This window comes from Marinibacterium profundimaris (assembly GCF_002210095.1).
In the GTDB taxonomy this organism is placed as follows: Bacteria; Pseudomonadota; Alphaproteobacteria; order Rhodobacterales; family Rhodobacteraceae; genus Marinibacterium; species Marinibacterium profundimaris.
In genome coordinates, this window is the sequence record NZ_AQQR01000060.1 from 1 (window position 1) to 580 (window position 580).

At 69.1% G+C, this 580-nt stretch carries 1 protein-coding gene; it reads right to left on the reverse strand.

Annotated features, from left to right (window positions below):
• The coding region (locus ATO3_RS28950; RefSeq protein ID WP_198963379.1) for a hypothetical protein at window positions 1-580 on the reverse strand (580 nt) is incomplete at both ends.

Genomic DNA, 580 nt, shown 5'->3' on the forward strand with positions numbered 1-580 from the left:
CGGTCTCGTCCGGCACGGTGTCGGGCAGGCTGTCGTCGATGAAGAGGTCGCCCTCGGGGGTGATCCGCAGGGTGACGGGGGCGGACTGGCCGGTGGCATCCTCGGTGGAGGTGGCCGAGAGCGTGCCGGTGAGGACCATCCCGTCGGCGGCGGGGCTTTCCGTTGAATAATCCGTGGGAAAGGTCAGCTGCAGGGCGTCGTATTGCGCCGCCGTGCCGGTGAAGGTCAGGCTGCCGCCGGCGGCGGTGTCGTAGCTCACCGTGCCGGTTGGCACGCCTGTGATCACAACGCCCGGGGGCAGGTCGTCCAGCGTGAGGGTGACGCTGTCGAGCTGCTCGCGCGGCAGGCCGGGGTCTCTGTCGGAGACGGAGACCGCCCAGGCGTCGGAGGGGATGACGGTGACCGGCGCGTCGGTCTCGGCGGTGACCAGCTCGGCGATGTCGAAGTCGATGTCGCCGCTGCCGGCGATCACGATCTCTTGGCTGACCTGGCGTTGGCCCTCGGGGCTGAGCGCGGTGATCACGGAGGTGACGGATCCGGAATAATCGCCCGGAAGGAAGAGGTTGAGCGCATTCGCCTC